The following is a 16,474-nucleotide window of genomic DNA, read 5'->3' as shown; positions in this document are numbered from 1 at the left end:
GCACCGCCCGGCGCAGCATCTGCGCGGCCCGCTCGCGCATGCGCGGGGCCGGGGGCTGCGGCGTGCGGGCGCGGGCCTGCTCGCAGGCCGCCAGGAAGTCCTGCAGGATGGCGGTGTCGTCCAGCGCGTCCGTGCCCCGCTGGTGGAACTCGGGGTGCCACTGCGTGGCCGCGATGTAGCCGCGCCCCGGCGCGGGTTGCAGGCGGATGGCCTCGGGCACGCCGTCGGGCTCGCTCAGGGCCTCGACGATGAAATCGGGCGCCACGCGCTTGATGCCCTGGTGGTGGATGCTGTTGACCCGGGCGCGCGGCTTGCCGGGGTAGAGCTGCGCCAGGCGCGTGCCTTGCACGATCTGGATGTCGTGAAAGTGCTGGTCGTAGGCCGTGGCGTTGCGGTGCTGCAGCGCGCCGGGGTGCTGCGTCTCGATGTCCTGGTACAGCGCGCCGCCAAAGGCCACGTTGATGAGCTGCAAGCCCCGGCAGACGCCGAAGATGGGCTTGCGCACCTCGGCGAACGCCTTGACCACGGCCAGGTCGTACAGGTCGCGCACGCGGTCGCCGATCCATTCCTCGCGCAGCGGCTCCTCGCCATAGTTGCCGGGCCACACGTCCGCGCCGCCGTGCATGACCACGCCGTCCAGCCAGTCGGCGTAGTGCGCCAGCGTCACGTCGCCGCGCGCCGTCTCGCCCGTGGGGCAGGGCACCATGACGACCATGGCGCCCGCGGACATGATCCAGTGCGCGATGGACTGCTCGACGTACTGCAGCGTCTTGCCGGTGAACAGCGGGCGGGTGGGGTCGGCGTGCTGGAAGCAGGCGGACAGGCCGATCTTGAGGCGGGGGGCGGTGGACATGCCGAATTTGTAGCACCCGGCCCGCGCGGCGTCTGTAGGAAAGCGGCGTGCCTGCCGGCACCCTGCTTCAACTCTTCCAGCGGCAGAATACAAGCCAAATCAGCCTGCAGCCCTTATACAGCAAGCACATACAGCTATCAAATCAGTAGCTTACAAGTCCAGCACCAGCAGCTTGCTGCGCGCCCGCGAGCAGCAGGGCATGAACTGCTCGTTGCCCGCCTTCTCCTCGTCCGTCAGGTACATGTCGCGGTGGTCCACCTCGCCTTCGAGCACGCGCGTGAGGCAGGTGCCGCACACGCCCTGCTCGCAGGACGTGAGGATGTCGATGCCATGCCCGCGCAGCGCCTCCACCACCGACACGTCCGGCGCGACGGCGTAGGTCTTGCCCGTGCTGGCGATGCGCACTTCAAAGCCCTGGTCGCCCGCCGTGTCCTGCACGGGCGCCGCGAAGTATTCGAGGTGGATGCGGTCCTGCGGCCAGCCCTGGGCCTTGGCCGTGTTCACCACGTGGTCGATGAAGCCCGCAGGCCCGCAGACGTACAGGCGCTTGTCGCCGTCGCCCGCTGCGGCCAGCACGGCGGGCAGGTCGAGCTTCTGGTCCGGCGCGCCGTCGTCGTGATGGAAGCACACGTGTGCCGCCAGGGGCGACGCGGCGATCTCGGCGGCGAACGCGGTGCGCGCGGGCGAGCGCGTGCAGTAGTGCAGCGTGAAACGGGCCCCGGTGCGCGCCAGCCGGTCCGCCATGCACAACAGCGGCGTCACGCCGATCCCGCCCGCCAGCAGCAGCGTGTGCTGCGCGGGGTGCAGCGCAAAGTGGTTGCGCGGCGTGCTGATGGTGAGCACGTCGCCTTGCTGCACGCTGTCGTGCATGGCGGTGGAGCCGCCGCGCGAGGCCGCGTCGCGCAGCACGGCGATGCGGTAGCGGTGCGATTCGTGCGAGGCGTTGCACAGCGAGTACTGGCGCGTGATGCCGTTCGGCAGATGCACGTCGATGTGCGAGCCCGCGCTGAACGGCGGCAGCGCCGCGCCGTCCACGCGCGCCAGCTCGAAGCTGGCGATGCCCTCGGCCTCGGCGGTCTTCTTGACGACGCGGACCTGCAGCGTTTCGTGCGCGGTCATGCCGTCTGCTCCGCCGCCAGGATGCGGTCGATGACCTTGCGCGACTGCACGCCGCCCGCGTCGATGTTGAGCATGAGCAGCTTGCGTTCCGGGTAGCGCAGCAGGTTCTGCTGCTGCATCTCCAGCATCTCGCGGTCCTCGGCGAAGATCTTGCCCTGGCCGTCGCGGATCTGCACGGTGAGCGACGGGTCCTGCGGCTTGAAGTTGCGCGCCATGCCCCAGAAGTAGTGGATGGAGGTTTCCGTCTCGGGCGTGATGAAGTCCACCACGATGCTCGACGCCTTCTTGTCCGCTGGCGCGTCGTAGCCGCCGTGGCCCGCCAGCGCCACGCCCACCTCGATGAGCACGTGGCTTGGCGGCGTGAAGTGGCAGATCTGCCAGCGGTCCACGGGCTGGTCGTCGGGCAGGCCGTTCATGCGCAGGGCCATCTGCCAGAACGGCGGGGCCTGGATGTTCTCCATGAAGCGGCTGGTGATGACCTCGTCGCCCTCCACGCGGGTCTTGCAGGGCACCTCGTCGATCTCTTTCTGGCCGATGCTGTTGGCGTGTACGTAGGTCTCGTGCGTCAGGTCCATCAGGTTGTCGATCATCAGCCGGTAGTCGCAGGCGATGTGGTACAGCCCGCCGCCGTAGGCCCACTGGGGGTTCTCGGCCCAGGGCAGGTGGTGGATCTTGGCGGGGTCGGCCTGCGCGGCGTCGCCGGGCCACACCCAGATGAAGCCGTAGCGCTCCACCACCGGAAAGCTGCGCGTGCGCGGAAAGCCCTGCACGCGCTGGCCGGGCATGGCAACGGGCTTGCCGTCGCAGCCCACGCGCAGGCCGTGGTAGCCGCACATCAGCTCGCCGTCGCACACGCGGCCCAGCGAGAGCGGCGCACCCCGGTGCGGGCAGAAATCCTCCAGCGCCGCCACCTGGTCCGGCGCGGGGCGGTAGAACACGATCTTCTCGCCGCAGACCTTGCGGCCCAGGGGCTTCTCGGCGATTTCGTCGGGCGTGCAGGCGACGTACCAGGCGTTCTTGGGATACATGGCGGGGCGATCTCCTTTGTAGGTATGGCTGGATTGTGCGAAAGCGCGCCGGCGCTGTATACATAAAAATCCTGAAAAACAGCTATCGCGCATTGGCATGGCACGTAAGCCATTGTTTTATATGAAATTCGCCGTGCGTGCCGTGGATTTTTTGTATACATTGAGCGCCATGAAACTGACCGACGACCCTTCCATCGCCGCCGACGCCGGGGCCTCGCAGGCCGTGAGGGCGCAGCTGCGGCTGCGCGAGATGATCCTGGCGGGCGAGCTGCCCGGCGGCGCGCGCATCGCCGAGCTGACGCTGGTGGACAAGCTGGGCGTGTCGCGCACCCCGATCCGCGCCGCGCTGATGCGGCTGGAGCAAGAGGGGCTGCTGCACCGCCTGCCGGGCGGCGGCTACGCGGTGCGCACCTTCTCCGAGACCGACGTGGCCGACGCCATCGAGCTGCGCGGCACCATGGAGGGCCTGGCCGCGCGCCTGGCCGCCGAGCGCGGCGTGGACGCTGCCCTGCTGGCCGAGGCCCACGCCTGCCTGGACGCCATCGACGCCGCCCTGGCCCCGCGCACGCTGGACGATGCGGGCTTCGCGCGCTACGTGGAGCTGAACGCGCGCTTCCACCTGCTGCTGTCGCGCATGGTGGGCAGCGACGTGATCGCGCGCGAGCTGGACCGGGTCAAGGGCCTGCCGTTCGCCTCGCCCTCGGCCTTCGTGGTGGTGCAGACCCATTCGCCCCAGGCGCGCGACATGCTCGTGGTGGCGCAGGACCAGCACCGCCAGGCGCTGGACGCCATCGAGCGCCGCGAGGGCGCGCGCGCCGAGGCCATCCTGCGCGAGCACTCGCGCATCACGCGCCGCAACCTGCTGGCCGCCGTCCAGGCGGCGCGGGTGCAGGGGCTGCCGGGCGCGGGGCTGATCCGCTGAATTACAAGCAAAATCGGGCTCCAACGCTTATGTGGAAAGCGCAGGCAGCTATCATATTTGAATGTGCATCGTGAACTGTTCTCGTGGTATTCCCGGCCAAGCTATCCCATTTGGCGATACCTAAAAGTCGGAAATCCCGCTTGTGAAAAGGCATGGCCCGCTTCACACTCCGGCCCACATTTCTTTGTATACAACGCCTTTCAAAGGAGACATCCCATGCAAAAACGCCAGCTTCTTCGCGCCACCGCCGCAGCAGCCCTCGCGCTGTCCGCCAGCCTGGGTGCCCTGGCCCAGGACAACGTGTTCAAGATCGGCCTGATCCTGCCCATGACCGGCCAGCAGGCCACCACGGGCCGCCAGATCGAGGCGGCTGCGCGGCTGTACATGGCGCAGAACGGCGACACGGTGGCGGGCAAGAAGGTGCAGCTCATCGTCAAGGACGACACCAGCCTGCCCGACGTGACCCGCCGCCTGGCGCAGGAGCTGGTGGTGAACGACAAGGTGAACGTGCTCGCGGGCATGGGCATCACGCCCTCGGCCATGGCGACCGCGCCGCTGGCCACGCAGTCCAAGACGCCCCTGGTGGTCATGGCGGCGGCCACGTCCAGCATCACCGAGGCGTCGCCCTACATCGTGCGCAGCAGCTTCACGCTGCCGCAGGTGTCTGTGGCGCTGGCCGACTGGGCGCCCAAGAACGGCATCAAGAAAGTGGTCACGCTGGTGAGCGACTACGGCCCCGGCATCGACGCCGAGAAGTTCTTCAACGCCCGCCTGGCCTTCAACGGCGGCCAGGTGACCGAGGCGCTGCGCGTGCCGCTGCGCAACCCCGACTTCGCGCCCTTCCTGCAGAAGGTGCGCGACGCCAAGCCCGATGCGCTGTTCGTCTTCGTGCCCTCGGGCGCGGGCGCGGCGGTGATGAAGCAGTTCCTGGAGCGCGGGCTGGACAAGGCAGGCATCAAGCTCATCGCCACCGGCGACGTGACGGATGACGACCAGCTCAACGACATGGGCGACGGCGCCCTGGGCGTGGTCACGTCGCACCATTACTCGGCCGCGCACCCCTCGGCCATGAACAAGAAGTTCGTCGAGGCGTTCGAGAAGGCCAACAAGGGCCTGCGCCCCAACTTCATGGCCGTGGGCGGCTACGACGGCATGCGCGTGATCTACGAAGCGCTCAAGGCCACCAAGGGCCAGGGCGGCGGCGATGCGCTGCTGGCGGCCATGAAGGGCCAGATCTTCGAGAGCCCGCGCGGCAAGGTATTCATCGACGCGCAGACCCGCGACATCGTGCAGGACGTGTACCTGCGCAAGGTGGAGCGGGTGAACGGACAGCTCTACAACGTCGAGTTCGATGTCATCAAGGACGTGAAAGACCCCGGCAAGACGAAGTAAGCCACGCCCATCCCCGGGGCGCCGCCGCGCCCCGCCCCATTGAAGCAATCTCATGCTGACCATTCTTTTCGACGGCGTGGCCTACGGCATGCTGCTCTTCATCCTGGCCGTGGGCCTGGCCGTGACCATGGGGCTGATGAACTTCATCAACCTCGCGCACGGCGCCTTCGCCATGGTGGGCGGCTACATCACGGTGCTGCTGATGCAGCGGCTGGGCGTGCCCTTCCTCGTGTGCCTGCCCATCGCCTTCATCGGCACGGCGCTGCTGGGTGCGGTGCTGGAACGCGCGCTGTACCGCCCGCTCTACCACAAGCCCCACCTGGAGCAGGTGCTGTTCTCCATCGGCCTGGTGTTCATGGCCGTGGCCAGCGTGGACTACTTCGTGGGCTCCACGCAGCAGATCATGCAGCTGCCCGAATGGCTCAAGGGCCGCACCGAGATAGGCAGCGGCGCGTGGATGCTGGGCATGGGCCACTACCGCCTGTTCATCATCGCCGTGTGCGCGGCGCTCACCGTGGGCTTGCAGTACGTGCTGGCCAGGACGCGCTTCGGCAGCCGCCTGCGCGCCAGTGTCGATGACCAGCGCGTGGCGGCGGGCATGGGCATCAACGTGAACCTCGTGTTCCTGTCCACCTTCGCCTTCGGCTCGGGCCTGGCGGGCCTGGGCGGCGCGCTGGGGGCCGAGGTGCTGGGGCTGGACCCGAGCTTTCCGCTCAAGTTCATGATCTACTTTTTGATCGTGGTGGCCGTGGGCGGCACCTCGTCCATCACCGGGCCGCTGCTGGCCGCGCTGCTGCTGGGCATTGCCGACGTGGCGGGCAAGTACTACATCCCCAAGCTGGGTGCCTTCATCGTCTATAGCCTCATGATCGCGATCCTGATCTGGCGGCCCCAGGGCCTGTTCGTGCGCAAGGGAGGCAAGTGACATGAACCCTCTTTTGCAAGCTCGCCGTTTCCGCTGGTGGGAGCCCGTGTTCTGGCTGCTGGCCTTTGCCGCGCCGCTGGCGCTGCCCAGCCATGCGCTCATCGTCAACGAGATCGCCATCGTCGCGCTGTTCGCCCTGTCGCTGGACCTGATCCTGGGCTACACCGGCATCGTCTCGCTGGGCCATGCGGCCTTCTTCGGGCTGGGCGGCTATGCGGCGGCGCTGTTTGCCAAGCACGCCATGCCCGACCCGCTGGTGGGGCTGGCCGTGGGCATCGCGGCGGCCACGGTGCTCGGGGCCGTGGCCTCGCTCACCATCCAGCGCGGCACGGACCTCACGCGGCTCATGGTCACGCTGGGCCTGGGGCTGATCATGCTGGAGCTGGCGAACAAGCTCGATTGGCTGACGGGCGGCGCCGACGGGCTGCAGGGCGTGGTAACGGGGCCGCTGCTTGGAAAGTTCGAGTTCGACCTGTACGGGCGCACGGCGGCCTGGTATTCGCTGACGGTGCTGCTGGTGTTCTTCCTCATCGCGCGGCGCATCGTGCAGTCGCCCTTCGGCGCCACGCTCAAGGCCATCCGTGACAACCGGCTGCGCGCCATGGCCATCGGCATTCCGGTCGGCGCCAAGCTGGCGCAGGTCTATACGCTGGCCGCCGCGCTGGCGGGGGCGGCAGGCGCACTGCTGACGCAGACGACGGGGTTCGCGTCGCTCGACCTGTTCGAGTTCCACCGCTCGGCGGACGTGATGCTGATTCTGGTGATCGGCGGCGCGGGCTGGCTGTACGGCGGCATTCTGGGCGCCGTGGGCTTCAAGCTGCTGCAGGATGCGATCTCGTCCGTCACGCCGCAGTACTGGACGTTCTGGATCGGCCTGTTCCTCGTGGTGCTGGTGCTGGTCGGGCGTGACCGCCTGTTCCGCCCCTGGACGTGGTTTGGGGGGAAGAAGGCATGAGCGCCAACATCGTTCTTTCGGCGCAAGGGCTGGTCAAGCGCTTCGGCGGCATCACCGCCACGGGCAACGTCACGCTGAACCTGCACCAGGGCGCGCGCCACGCGCTCATCGGCCCCAACGGCGCGGGCAAGACCACGCTCATCAACCTGCTGACCGGCGTGCTGGAGCCTACCGAGGGCCGCATCGTGCTCGAAGGCCAGGACATCACTCGCCTGGCGCCGCACCAGCGCGTGCAGCGCGGCATGGTGCGCACCTTCCAGATCAACCAGCTCTTCGACACCCTCACGCCGCTGGAGACGCTGGCGCTCACCGTGTCGCAGCAGCGCGGCCTGGGCGGCCAATGGTGGCAGCCGCTGGGCGCGCGCCGCGCCGTCACCGAGCGCTGCGAGCAGCTGCTGGAGCAGTTCCACCTGACCTCGGTGATGGCCGAGCAAACCCGCGTGCTGGCCTACGGAAAGCGCCGCCTGCTGGAGATCGCCATCGCCCTCGCCTGCGAGCCCCGCGTGCTGCTGCTCGACGAGCCCGTGGCGGGCGTGCCCGCAGGCGAGCGCGAGGAGCTGCTGCAAACCGTGGCCGCGCTGCCCGCCGACGTGTCGGTGCTGTTGATCGAGCACGACATGGACCTGGTTTTCAGCTTCGCCAACCGCATGACGGTGCTGGTCAATGGCACGGTGCTGACCGAGGGCGACCCGGACACCATCGCCAACGACCCGCAGGTCAAGGCCGTGTATCTGGGCCATGGGGAGGTATCGAGCGACGCCGGGCCGCCCCAAGGCGCGAGGGCCCCCTCGGGGGGCGGCGAACCACGCGAAGCGGGGAGCGTGGGGGCAGGAGGTTCCCATGTCTGAACTCTTGCGCATCGAGAACCTGAGCGCTGGCTACGGCGAGGCCGTGGTGCTGCAAGGCATCTCCCTTTCGCTGGCCGAAGGCGAGACGCTGGCCCTGCTGGGCCGCAACGGCACGGGCAAGACCACGCTCATCAACACGCTGGCGGGCGCCACGCGCCAGCATGGCGGGGCGGTCACGTTGGGCGGGGTGGCGCTGCACAAGCTGCCATCGCACGAGCGGGCCGCCGCAGGCATCGGCTGGGTGCCGCAGGAGCGCAACATCTTCAAGTCGCTCACCGTGCATGAGAACCTGACCGCCGTGGCCCGCCCCGGCAAGGCGTCGCGCGCATGGACGCCCGAGCGCGTCTATGAAATGTTCCCGCGCCTGGCCGAGCGCCGGGCGAACCTGGGCACGCAGCTTTCGGGCGGCGAGCAGCAGATGCTGGCCGTGGGCCGCGCCCTGGTGCTCAACCCGCGCCTGCTGCTGCTGGACGAACCGCTGGAGGGGCTCGCGCCCATCATCGTGGAAGAACTGCTGCGCGCCATCCGCCGCATCACGCGCGAGGAAGGGCTGTCGGCCATCATCGTAGAGCAGCACCCGCAGGCCATCCTGGCCATCTCCGACCAGGCGGCCGTGCTGGACCGGGGCACGGTGGTACACACCGGCGGGGCGGCAGAACTGAGCGCGCAGCCCGACCTGCTGGACCGGCTGCTGGGCGTGGCCCGGTAGTTTTCTTCAGCCCGCCCTGAACAGCGCAGGCACCGTGTGCCGGATCAGCTCCAGCGCCGCCTTCTGTACCTGCGTGGCGGGCCGCTGCAGGCTGCTGGCCAGCGACAGCGCGATGCGCAGCGGCGGCGTGCCGATGACCTGCGCCGTGTAGGCCGAGGGCCGGGGCGAGTTCAGCAGCGCGTTGCGCGACAGCACCGCGCAGCCCGCGCCGTCGGCCACCAGGTCGAGGATGGCGGACACGCCGTCGATCTCCAGCGCCACCTCGGGGCGGCAGTCGATGCTCGCCATCTCCGACTCCACGTACATGCGGATCGCGTTGGGCCGCGACGGGATCACCAGCGGCAGCCGCGCCACGTCCGCCAGCGCAATGGGGCCGGGCGGTGGGTCTTCGGCCAGGCCCGGCGGGCGGGCGCGCACCAGCAGCAGGTCTTCGTCGATGAGGTGCGACACGTCGATGTCGCGCGCGGGCTGGGCGTTGTACAGCACCACGATGTCCAGCCGCCCGCTCGCCAGCCCTTCGAGCAGCGCGCTCGACAGCCCCTCGCTGATGGACAGGCGGGCCTCGGGCAGCTCCTGGCGGAAGGCGCGGGTCAGCGGCACCGTCATCACCCGCGCCACGCTGTTGGGCAGGCCGATCGCCACGCGGCCCGACAGGCCGCCGCGCAGCCTGTCCATGTCCTCGCGCGCGCGGGCCATCTGGTGCAGGATGCCCCGGCCATGCTCCACCAGCAGCTTGCCCGCCTCGGTGGGCGACGCCCCCCGGCCATTGCGCACCAGCAGGTTCTGGCGCAGCTCCACTTCCAGCAGGCGGATCTGGCGGCTCAGGGCCGACTGGGCCACGTCCAGCGCGGCGGCGGCGCGGGTAAAGCTGCCCAGCTCGGCCACGCGCACGAAGTATTCCAACTGCTTCAAGTCCATCGGCAAATGATATAGCTGATAGATGCTTCCACCGCTTTTTATATAGCTCGCGCTCGCCCAGAATCCACGCCATGCCGTCCTCAACTTTGATTCGTGGAATCTCGTCCATGGCCACGCGCCAGGTGCTGGCGGATCTGGTCGCCGGTTTCGGGCGGCCCGCCGCCATCGAGTCCGTGGGCGGCGTGGACGCCGCCAAGCGCGTGCAGGCGGGCGAGGCGTTCGACGTGGTGATCCTGGCATCGGACGCCATCGACAAGCTGATGGCCGCGGGCTGCCTGCTGCCGGGCAGCAAGGTGGACTGGGTGCGCTCCGGCGTGGCCGTGGCCGTGCCCGCAGGTGCGCCATTACCGGACATTTCCAGCGAAGACGCCGTGCGCGCCGCCGTGCTGGCCGCGCCCAGCGTCAGCGTGTCCACCGGCCCCAGCGGCGTGGCGCTGACCCGGTTGTTCGAGCGCTGGGGCATTGCCGACCAGATTGCGCCGCGCAGGGTGCAGGCCCCGCCCGGCGTGCCCGTGGGCTCGCTGGTCGCCAAGGGCGAGGTGGCGCTGGGCTTTCAGCAACTGAGCGAACTGCTGCACGTGCCGGGCATCGCCATCGTCGGCCCGCTGCCGCCCGCCATACAGATCACGACCACGTTTTCCGCCGCCATCGGCGCGCAGTCGCAGCAGGCCGATGCGGCCCGCGCGCTGCTGGCCTACCTGGCATCGCCTGCCGCAGCGGACGCCAAACGCCAACAGGGCATGGAGCCCGCCTGAAGAACCGGAGACACACGAACCATGAGCCTCATCATTGACTGCCACGGCCACTACACCACGGCCCCCAAGGCGCTGGAGAACTGGCGCAACGCGCAGATCGCGGGCATCAAGGACCCCGCGCAAATGCCCCGCGCCGCAGACCTGAAGATCAGCGACGACGAGCTGCGCGAGTCCATCGAATCCAACCAGTTGCGGCTGATGAAGGAGCGCGGCAGCGACATCACCCTGTTCAGCCCGCGCGCGAGCTTCATGGCGCACCACATCGGCGACTTCAACGTCTCCAGCACCTGGGCCGCCATCTGCAACGAGCTGTGCTTTCGCGTGAGCGAACTGTTCCCCGACCACTTCGTGCCCGTGGCGATGCTGCCGCAAAGCCCCGGCGTGGACCCCGCCACCTGCATCCCCGAGCTGGAAAAGTGCGTGAAGGACTACGGCGCCGTCGGCATCAACCTGAACCCCGACCCCTCGGGTGGCCACTGGACCAGCCCGCCGCTGACCGACCGCCACTGGTACCCCATCTACGAAAAAATGGTGGAGTACGACCTGCCCGCCATGATCCACGTGAGCACGAGCTGCAACACCTGCTTTCACACCACCGGCGCGCATTACCTGAATGCCGACACCACCGCCTTCATGCAGTGCATCCAGGGCGATCTGTTCAAGGACTTCCCCACGCTGCGCTTCCTGATCCCGCACGGCGGCGGCGCGGTGCCCTACCACTGGGGGCGCTTTAGGGGCCTCGCGCAAGAGATGAAGAAGCCGCTGCTCGAAGAGCATTTGCTGAACAACATCTTCTTCGACACCTGCGTCTATCACCAGCCCGGCATCGACCTGCTGAACACCGTGATCCCCGTGAAGAACGTGCTGTTCGCCAGCGAAATGATCGGCGCGGTGCGCGGCATCGACCCCACCACGGGCCACTACTACGACGACACCAAGCGCTACATCGAGGCGAGCAAGATTCTCTCCGCCGACGACAAGCACCAGATCTACGAAGCCAACACGCGCCGCGTGTTCCCCCGCCTCGATGCGCGGCTCCAAGCCAAAGGACTGTGACCATGTACGAACTCGGCGTTGTCTATCGCAACATCTCCCGCGCCGACCGCGCGGCCGCCGACGGCCTGGGTGCCCTGGGCTCGGCCACCGTCCACGAAGCCATGGGCCGCGTGGGCCTGCTCAAACCCTACATGCGCCCCATCTACCCCGGCGCGCAGGTCAGCGGCACGGCGGTGACGGTGCTGCTGCAACCGGGCGACAACTGGATGATGCACGTGGCGGCAGAGCAGATTCAGCCCGGCGACGTGGTGGTCGCCGCCGTCACCAGCGAATGCACGGACGGCTACTTTGGCGACCTGCTCGCCACGTCCTTCCAGGCGCGCGGCGCGCGGGCGCTCATCATCGACGCGGGCGTGCGCGACGTGAAGACGCTGCAGGCCATGAACTTCCCCGTGTGGAGCCGCGCCATCAGCAGCAAGGGCACCATCAAGGCCACGCTGGGCTCGGTGAACATCCCCGTGGTCTGCGCGGGCATGTGGGTCACGCCCGGCGACGTGATCGTGGCCGACGACGACGGCGTGGTCTGCGTGCCCGCCGCCCGCGCCGTGGAGACGCTGGCCGCCGCGCAAAAGCGCGAGAGCTTCGAGGGCGAGAAGCGCGCCAAGCTCGCCTCCGGCGTGCTGGGGCTGGACATGTACAACATGCGCCCCGCGCTGGAAAAAGCGGGCCTCAGGTACATCGACTGAAGCCCCGATCCGGCACGTCCACCATGGCGACTCAAAGGAGACAGGCATGAACATGTCCCGTAGAAGCTGTTTGCTGGGTCTGTTGACCGGCGCGGCCTTGCTGGTCGGCTGCGCTGTCGCGCTGCCGCCAGCTCCCGCGCCCCAGGTGCGCGAAGTACTGGCGCCTCTGGACAGGTTGCGCGTGGGAGTTTACGCGGGTAGCCCCACGTCGATGGTGAACGACAAGAACGGCAAGCCTGCAGGCGTGGCCCATGACCTGGGGCATGAGTTCGCGCGCTGGCTGGGTGTGCCCGTGGAACTGATCGAATACAAACGGGTGGCCGAGGTCATCGATGCGATGAAGATGGGGGCGGTGGATTTCACGTTCACCAATGCCACCGAAGCACGCGCACGCGACGTGAACTTTACTTTGCCCATGATCAGCCTGGAACTGGGCTACCTGGTACCTGCAGGCAGTAACCTGGAGGCCATCAGCGAGATCGACCGTGTCGGCGTGAAGGTTGGTGTGACCCAGGGCAGTTCGTCCCAGGGCGTGCTCGGGCGTCAGTACAAGCAGGCCACCTTGGTGACCGTGCCGACCATGAAGCAGGCGACCGATATGCTCAAGCAGGGGCAGCTCGACGCCTTCGCCACCAACAAAGGCATCCTCAATGAACTGGCCGACAACGTGCCTGGTGCGCGCATCCTCAGCGGACGGTGGGGCCTGGAACACATGGCCATCGCCGTCCCGAAGGGACGCGAGAGCGGCATGGATTACCTGAACAACTTTGCGCTGACCGTACGGCGCGACGGAACCTTGAGCGCCATCGTGACTCGCTCGGGCCTGCGCGGCACGGTCGAGCCCTCGGCACGCTGAAGGTTTTCACCGGTCAGTAGAGGAGACACCCATGTTCATCCAATTCATGAAATTCACGCGCCGCCTGGCGCTTGGTACGGTTGTGGCTCTGTGCGCGCTATCCATGGCCTGGGCCCAACCCTATCCGGCCAAGCCAGTGCGCGTTTATGTCGGCTACGCCGCTGGCGGCGCCGTGGACGCCGTGGCTCGCACCATAGGCCAGGCCCTGGCAAGCACGATGGGACAGCCTTTTGTGGTCGAGAACAAACCCGGCGCGGGCACCAACATCGCGGTGAAAGCCACCATCGATGCTGCGCCCGACGGCTACACCCTCATGCTCACGGCCAACGCCCTGGCAGCCAATATGGCGCTGTACCAGCCCGCACCTTTCGACGCCGAGCGCGACCTCGTGCCCGTGGCCCTGATTGGTCGTGTGCCGGTGGTGATTGCCGCCAACGCCAGCGCACCCTACGCCAGCATTAAGGAGCTGATCGCCGCCGCCAAGGCCAAGCCGGGCAGTATTTCCTTTGCCAGCCCGGGCAACGGTTCCACGCCGCACATGGCTGTCGAGCTCTTCAAGCGCGCCGCTGGCATTTCACTGCTGCACATTCCCTACCGCGGAGGTTCCCCCGCCATCACGGACGTGATCGGCGGCCAACTGCCGCTGGTGGCGGTCAATGCGCTGGAAGTCCAACCGCATGTGAAGAGTGGCCGCCTCAAGGTACTCGCCGTACTCAGTCCCAACCGCACGGCCATTTTCCCCGATGCCCCCACCATCGCGGAGTCCGGCTTCCCCGGTTTCGAAGCCTCGGTCTGGTACGGCCTGGTCGCACCGGCTGCCACTCCCAAGCCCATCGTTGCCCAGTTGCACGCCGAAGTTCAAAAAGCCCTGCAGACCAAGGAAGTGCGCGAGCGCATGACCCAGGTCGGCGGTGAGGTGATTCCGGGGAGCGCGGACATGTTTGCCAAGCTCATCCACTCCGAGCGCGTGCGCTACGAGAAGTTGGTGCGCGAAGCCAATATCAAACCCGATTGATTCAAGCCCGAGCCGAGAGAGATACGCATGAGCAAACCCACCACAGGTCCTTTCGAGAAAACGGTCGGCTGGCTGGACTGGTACGCAGGTCCCAGCACGCCGCGCTTTCAGGTGCCGCCCGGCAGCGTGGACGCGCACTGCCACGTCTTCGGCCCCGGTGCCGAGTTCCCCTACGCGCCCGAGCGCAAGTACACGCCCTGCGATGCGAGCAAAGAGCAGCTCTATGCCCTGCGCGACCACCTGGGCTTTGCGCGCAACGTGGTCGTGCAGGCCACCTGCCACGGTGCGGACAACCGGGCCATGGTGGACGCACTGGTGCATTCGGGTGGCCGCGCGCGCGGCGTCGCCACCGTGCGCCGTTCCATCACCGATGAAGAACTGCAGCAACTGCACGACGCCGGTGTGCGCGGCGTGCGCTTCAACTTCGTCAAGCGCCTGGTGGACTTCACGCCCAAGGACGAGCTGATGGAGATCGCCGGGCGCATCGCCAAGCTGGGCTGGCACGTGGTCATCTACTTCGAGGCCGTGGACCTGCCCGAGCTGTGGGACTTCTTCACCGCGCTGCCCACCACCGTCGTCGTGGACCACATGGGCCGCCCCGACGTGAGCAAGCCCATCGACGGCCCCGAGTTCGCGCTGTTCCTCCAATTCATGCGCGAACATCAAAACGTGTGGAGCAAGGTGAGCTGCCCCGAACGCCTGTCCGTCACCGGCCCCAAGGCGCTGAACGGCGAGCAGAACGCCTATGCCGACGTAGTGCCCTTCGCCCGCAAGGTGGTCCAGGAGTTCCCCGACCGCGTGCTCTGGGGCACCGACTGGCCGCACCCCAACCTCAAGGACCACATGCCCGACGACGGCCTGCTGGTGGACTTCATCCCGCACATCGCGCCCACGGCCGAGCTGCAAAAGAAGCTGCTGGTGGACAACCCCATGCGCCTCTACTGGCCCGACGAGGAGCGCTGACATGGCCCTGGACAAACCCTACAAGGACGTGCCCGGCACGACCATCTTCGACGCGGAGCAGTCGCGGCTGGGCTACCACCTCAACCAGTTCTGCATGTCGCTCATGAAGGCCGACAACCGCCGCCGCTTTCTGGCCGACGAGCGCGCCTACCTCGACGAATGGGCGATGACCGAAGACCAGAAGCAGGCCGTGCTCGCGCGCGACCTCAACCGCTGCATCGCGCTGGGCGGCAACATCTACTTTCTGGCCAAGATCGGCGCGACCGACGGCAAGAGCTTCCAGCAGATGGCGGGCTCCATGACCGGCATGACCGAAGAGGAATACCGCAACATGATGATCGGCGGCGGCCGCTCCGTCGAAGGCAATCGCTACATCGGCGAGGACGGCGACGCCCAGGCGCACCGCCAACCCCAAGGTTCCGCTGGAAAGAAGGGCTGACATGGCCAAGATCACCGCATCCGTCTATACCTCCCATGTGCCCGCCATCGGCGCGGCGCTCGACTTGGGCAAGACCCAGGACCCCTACTGGCAGCCGCTGTTCGCGGGCTACGACTTCTCCAAGGAATGGGTGAAAGCCCAGAAGCCCGACGTGGTGTTCCTGGTCTTCAACGACCACGCCACCGCGTTCAGCCTGGACATGATCCCCACCTTCGCCATCGGCACCGCAGCCCAGTACCAGCCCGCCGACGAAGGCTGGGGCCCGCGCCCCGTGCCCACCGTCCACGGCCACCCGGAGCTGGCGGCGCACATCGCGCAGTCCGTCATCCAGGACGACTTCGATCTCACCATCGTCAACAAGATGGACGTGGACCACGGCCTCACCGTGCCGCTGTCGCTGATGTTCGGCCAGCCCGAGGCGTGGCCCTGCAAGGTCATCCCGTTCGCCGTCAACGTGGTGCAGTACCCCGTACCCTCGGGCAACCGCTGCTTCCAATTGGGCAAGGCCATCCGCCGCGCCATCGAGTCGTTCGACGAAGACCTGAACGTGCAGATCTGGGGCACGGGCGGCATGAGCCACCAGCTGCAAGGCCCGCGCGCCGGGCTCATCAACAAGGAATGGGACAACAAGTTCCTCGACCGCCTGATCGCCGAGCCCGCCGAGCTGGCCAAGGTGCCGCACATCGAATACGTGCGCGAGGCGGGCAGCGAAGGCATCGAGCTGGTGATGTGGCTCATCGCGCGCGGCGCGATGGCCGACGTTGCTGGCGGCCCTGCACCCATCGTGAGGCACCGCTTCTTCCACGTCCCGGCATCCAACACCGCCGTGGGCCATCTGATTCTGGAGAGCTAGAGCGTGTTATGCACTTTTACGTACCCGCGTTGGGCCAAAAGGCCAGTGATCGCAAGGCGCGCGCCGCCGCCAAGGCTGGTGGCCTTGGCAAGGGCTGCAACACCGCGAGCGCTGGCCTTTTGGCCCAACCCTTCGGGAAAGCCGGGGAAAGGCCCGGCCACGTCGTTGCAGGCCGCTTGCGG

Annotated in this window: 19 protein-coding genes; 14 read left to right on the top strand and 5 right to left on the bottom strand. The window is 67.7% G+C overall.

What is annotated here, in order from left to right; translation table 11 throughout:
- From QM569_RS03145 to QM569_RS03135, 3 genes are all read right to left on the bottom strand, one after another.
- Nucleotides 1-853 (bottom strand): gamma-glutamyl-gamma-aminobutyrate hydrolase family protein (locus QM569_RS03145; RefSeq protein WP_414985770.1); only part of this gene is annotated, 853 nt, incomplete at its 3' end.
- A 150-nt stretch (nt 854-1,003) separates the two neighbouring features.
- On the bottom strand, nt 1,004-1,972 hold the full coding sequence (locus tag QM569_RS03140; protein ID WP_414985769.1) for a PDR/VanB family oxidoreductase: 969 nt from the start codon (nt 1,970-1,972) through the stop codon (nt 1,004-1,006).
- On the bottom strand, nt 1,969-3,000 hold the full coding sequence (locus tag QM569_RS03135; protein WP_414985768.1) for a Rieske 2Fe-2S domain-containing protein: 1,032 nt from the start codon (nt 2,998-3,000) through the stop codon (nt 1,969-1,971). The genes QM569_RS03140 and QM569_RS03135 overlap by 4 nt, the downstream gene beginning before the upstream one ends.
- A gap of 169 nt (nt 3,001-3,169) precedes the next feature.
- Here QM569_RS03135 and QM569_RS03130 point away from each other — a divergent pair, with 169 nt between their 5' ends.
- The 6 genes from QM569_RS03130 (at nt 3,170) to QM569_RS03105 (ending at nt 8,751) form a co-directional block, all read left to right on the top strand.
- Nucleotides 3,170-3,922 (top strand): GntR family transcriptional regulator, encoded by a 753-nt coding sequence (locus QM569_RS03130; RefSeq protein ID WP_414985767.1) that lies wholly within the window; start codon nt 3,170-3,172, stop codon nt 3,920-3,922.
- Between the two features lie 216 nt (nt 3,923-4,138).
- Complete coding sequence (locus QM569_RS03125; protein WP_414985766.1) at nt 4,139-5,314, top strand: ABC transporter substrate-binding protein; 1,176 nt, start codon at nt 4,139-4,141, stop codon at nt 5,312-5,314.
- Between the two features lie 52 nt (nt 5,315-5,366).
- On the top strand, nt 5,367-6,239 hold the full coding sequence (locus tag QM569_RS03120; protein WP_414985765.1) for a branched-chain amino acid ABC transporter permease: 873 nt from the start codon (nt 5,367-5,369) through the stop codon (nt 6,237-6,239).
- 1 nt (nt 6,240) lies between these two features.
- Nucleotides 6,241-7,194 carry a branched-chain amino acid ABC transporter permease gene (locus QM569_RS03115; RefSeq protein WP_414985764.1) on the top strand — a complete coding sequence of 318 codons (954 nt, stop codon included), beginning with the start codon at nt 6,241-6,243 and terminating at the stop codon, nt 7,192-7,194.
- On the top strand, nt 7,191-8,042 hold the full coding sequence (locus tag QM569_RS03110) for an ABC transporter ATP-binding protein (RefSeq protein WP_414985763.1): 852 nt from the start codon (nt 7,191-7,193) through the stop codon (nt 8,040-8,042). Before QM569_RS03115 ends, QM569_RS03110 begins: the two co-directional genes overlap by 4 nt.
- Entirely contained in the window at nt 8,035-8,751 is a 717-nt protein-coding gene (locus QM569_RS03105) for an ABC transporter ATP-binding protein (RefSeq protein ID WP_414985762.1), read from the top strand. Before QM569_RS03110 ends, QM569_RS03105 begins: the two co-directional genes overlap by 8 nt.
- Nucleotides 8,752-8,757: 6 nt before the next feature.
- Here the strand turns inward: QM569_RS03105 and QM569_RS03100 are convergent, their stop codons facing one another.
- Nucleotides 8,758-9,669 (bottom strand): LysR substrate-binding domain-containing protein, encoded by a 912-nt coding sequence (locus tag QM569_RS03100; protein ID WP_414985761.1) that lies wholly within the window; start codon nt 9,667-9,669, stop codon nt 8,758-8,760.
- A gap of 107 nt (nt 9,670-9,776) precedes the next feature.
- Between QM569_RS03100 and QM569_RS03095 the strand changes: the two genes are divergently transcribed.
- Genes QM569_RS03095 through QM569_RS03060 form a run of 8 tightly spaced genes read left to right on the top strand, consistent with a single transcriptional unit; the run spans nt 9,777 to nt 16,292 of the window.
- Nucleotides 9,777-10,424, top strand: a complete 648-nt coding sequence (locus QM569_RS03095; protein ID WP_414985760.1) for a substrate-binding domain-containing protein — start codon at nt 9,777-9,779, stop codon at nt 10,422-10,424.
- A gap of 21 nt (nt 10,425-10,445) precedes the next feature.
- Nucleotides 10,446-11,480 (top strand): amidohydrolase family protein, encoded by a 1,035-nt coding sequence (locus QM569_RS03090; protein ID WP_414985759.1) that lies wholly within the window; start codon nt 10,446-10,448, stop codon nt 11,478-11,480.
- A gap of 2 nt (nt 11,481-11,482) precedes the next feature.
- Nucleotides 11,483-12,166, top strand: coding sequence for a 4-carboxy-4-hydroxy-2-oxoadipate aldolase/oxaloacetate decarboxylase (ligK, locus tag QM569_RS03085; protein WP_414985758.1), 684 nt, complete (start codon nt 11,483-11,485; stop codon nt 12,164-12,166).
- Nucleotides 12,167-12,212: 46 nt separating this feature from the next.
- Complete coding sequence (locus QM569_RS03080) at nt 12,213-13,022, top strand: transporter substrate-binding domain-containing protein (RefSeq protein ID WP_414985757.1); 810 nt, start codon at nt 12,213-12,215, stop codon at nt 13,020-13,022.
- A 31-nt stretch (nt 13,023-13,053) separates the two neighbouring features.
- The gene (locus tag QM569_RS03075) at nt 13,054-14,037 is read left to right on the top strand and encodes a Bug family tripartite tricarboxylate transporter substrate binding protein (RefSeq protein ID WP_414985756.1); all 984 of its coding nucleotides are present in this window, start codon (nt 13,054-13,056) and stop codon (nt 14,035-14,037) included.
- A gap of 27 nt (nt 14,038-14,064) precedes the next feature.
- Nucleotides 14,065-15,000, top strand: coding sequence for an amidohydrolase family protein (locus QM569_RS03070; protein WP_414985755.1), 936 nt, complete (start codon nt 14,065-14,067; stop codon nt 14,998-15,000).
- A 1-nt stretch (nt 15,001) separates the two neighbouring features.
- On the top strand, nt 15,002-15,439 hold the full coding sequence (gene ligA, locus QM569_RS03065; RefSeq protein WP_414985754.1) for a protocatechuate 4,5-dioxygenase subunit alpha: 438 nt from the start codon (nt 15,002-15,004) through the stop codon (nt 15,437-15,439).
- Between the two features lies 1 nt (nt 15,440).
- Complete coding sequence (locus QM569_RS03060) at nt 15,441-16,292, top strand: class III extradiol dioxygenase subunit beta (protein ID WP_414985753.1); 852 nt, start codon at nt 15,441-15,443, stop codon at nt 16,290-16,292.
- Here QM569_RS03060 and QM569_RS03055 read toward each other — a convergent pair.
- A partial coding sequence (locus QM569_RS03055; RefSeq protein ID WP_414985752.1) for a hypothetical protein occupies nt 16,289-16,474 on the bottom strand: 186 nt, incomplete at its 5' end. The two genes, QM569_RS03060 and QM569_RS03055, sit on opposite strands and share 4 nt — an antisense overlap.

The organism is Acidovorax sp., assembly GCF_047607405.1.
Lineage (GTDB): Bacteria > Pseudomonadota > Gammaproteobacteria > Burkholderiales > Burkholderiaceae_C > Acidovorax.
This window is presented reverse-complemented; position numbering and strand designations above follow the sequence as displayed.